The following is a 2,107-nucleotide window of genomic DNA, read 5'->3' on the forward strand; positions in this document are numbered from 1 at the left end:
GCAACCCGTGCGCTTGGCATCGAGCCGGGTAGAGTCGAGCGTGTTTCAATCCTCACCCGGCCCGAAGACCGGGTGCAACCTCCGAAGTCAGATTCGCGCACCGTACGGATTTTGTTGTTTCAATCCTCACCCGGCCCGAAGACCGGGTGCAACGGCGGATTTCCCTCGTGGGAGGGTTCCGCTTGGGGCATTGTAACCCATGAGTCACGGATTTTGCAAGGGGCTGTAGAGGGGAGGCTTCCGCGAACCTCACGGTCAATGGGGAACCACTTGGGGTTCGCGGAAGGTTTTAGACGAGCAAAGTACCGCCAAAATCAACATAACTGTCACGGCCATAGCTCTCGACGACTTTCTCGCGACCACCGTAAAGATGGTAAATACGCAGGCTGTCTTCGGTCTTATCAATCGTTGCCATCAGCTTTTCCATCAGGCGCTCACGCTGAACAGCATTGACGGTAATCTCAAAAACCGAATACTGCACCCGCTGACCAAAGCCGACACAGACCTTGGCAACTTTCCGCAAGCGGTTCCTCCCCTCTTTCGTGAGCGTGTTCACATCATAGGTAACCAGTAAATCCATTCAAATCTCTCTTTCCAGATGAATTCCCCCGCCGGGCGGGGGCTAGGGGGTAGGCGGGGGCTAGGAGGTAAATCACGGCGCGGATAAAAACGGAGGGTAGTGGTCCAGGTCGCCGCGCAGGTGACGGGCGAGCAGCCGGGCTTGCAGGTGTGGGAGCAGGCCGAGCGGGGCTTTGTCTTTTAAGAACGGGTGCTCAATCTCCTCTTTCTTGCGCTCCTGGTAGGCACTCAGCACGACTTTACGCCCCACCTCGTTGAGAAGCACCGCGCCGCCCTCGAAGTCGTCGAAGTGCTCCACTTTTAACTGGCGACGGTTGATGAGCGTCAAGGCGAGGCGCTCGGCGAGCACGGGGCGGAACTCTTCCATTAAATCTAAGGCCAGCGACGGGCGGCCAGGTCGCGGGACGTGCAGAAAGCCAAGCTGAGGATCAAGGCCCACTCCCTCACAGGCAGCCGTGCAGTCTGTGGTGAGCAGAGCGTAGAGAAACGAGAGCAAGGCGTTCACCCGGTCACGCGGCGGGCGACGAGTGCGAACGGTGAAGGCGAACTCCGAGGGCGGCACACTGAGCATCCTATCAAAGACCTCAAAGTACAGCGAGGCGGCCTGGCCTTCGATTCCCCGAATGCTCTCGGTATCGGCCTGCTCCGGGAGCATCGGTACCAGGCGGGCAATGGCATCCGTCGCCGCTTGAAGATACGTCTTATCCTCCTCCTTTTTCGTGTCTCGCGCCGCACGCATCAGGTTCTGGCGCTGGTTGCGCAGCTTGCCCGCCACCACGCACCGGGCAATCATGGCCGTACGAAACGGATCGGCATAGGCGGCAAACTGCGCGAGGCGCAGGAGGATATTGCCTGACTCTGGCCCTTCCACCCGTGCCTGAAACCGCCCGGCAAAGTCCATAAAATTCACGGCCCGTCCGTCTTTGGCACACCGTGCAAGCGCAGGCCCGGAGATATGCGCCGTGCCAAAGAGCATCACGCTCCCCAAGTGATGCAGCGGCACCGAGAGGCGCTTCTCACCCTCCACGCGCACCGCCAGTGCCTCCCCATCCAGCGTCACTACGGCGTTCTCGGTCAACACAAAAAGTGTATTCAGTAGCTCACGGGTCATGTGGCCTCCTCTAAACGAAACAGATTGCGCCCATGCCAGGCGGCACGCGCCGCCAAAACGGTATCGGGGACGCAGGCATCAAAGAGCGAGCAGTTGCGGCACTTATTGCGATCCGTAAGCGCGGGTGGGAGCTTTCCCCGACTCTCCAGAAGCTCCCGCACTTCGGCGATGGCCTGGTGGGTCGCGTCGCGCAGCTCATCGTCAAAGGGCACTTCGCGGCGGCGCTTGGTCTGGATCGAGTAGATCGCGCCCTCAGGGACGGGCTTGCCCAGCATCTCTTCTAAACACAGCGCCTGCGCACAAAGCTGAATATCATCCCAGAGGCCCGGCTTGCGCGTGCCGTGCTTGTACTCCACCGGAACGACGCGCCCATCGGAATGAAACTCCACGACATCCCCTTTCCCCACCAGTCCGAGC

At 60.1% G+C, this 2,107-nt stretch carries 3 protein-coding genes; all 3 read right to left on the reverse strand.

From position 1 onward, the window contains the following. Positions 1–289 precede the first annotated feature (289 nt). On the reverse strand, positions 290–580 hold the full coding sequence (gene cas2, locus ACH2EH_RS04890; protein ID WP_309690710.1) for a CRISPR-associated endonuclease Cas2: 291 nt from the start codon (positions 578–580) through the stop codon (positions 290–292). 72 nt (positions 581–652) lie between these two features. After that, complete coding sequence (gene cas1c, locus ACH2EH_RS04895; RefSeq protein WP_395139491.1) at positions 653–1,690, reverse strand: type I-C CRISPR-associated endonuclease Cas1c; 1,038 nt, start codon at positions 1,688–1,690, stop codon at positions 653–655. Continuing rightward, positions 1,687–2,107: CRISPR-associated protein Cas4 (gene cas4 / locus ACH2EH_RS04900; protein ID WP_395139493.1), on the reverse strand; the 421-nt coding region annotated here is incomplete at its 5' end. The genes cas1c and cas4, both read right to left, overlap by 4 nt.

The sequence above is a fragment of the Armatimonas sp. genome, from assembly GCF_043760365.1.
Classification (GTDB): Bacteria; Armatimonadota; Armatimonadia; order Armatimonadales; family Armatimonadaceae; genus Armatimonas.

Excerpts from the sequence above, each read along its gene's own strand:
- cas2 (WP_309690710.1), bottom strand. The coding sequence starts at position 580 with ATGGATTTACTGGTTACCTATGATGTGAACACGCTCACGAAAGAGGGG.
- cas1c (WP_395139491.1), bottom strand. The coding sequence starts at position 1,690 with ATGACCCGTGAGCTACTGAATACACTTTTTGTGTTGACCGAGAACGCC.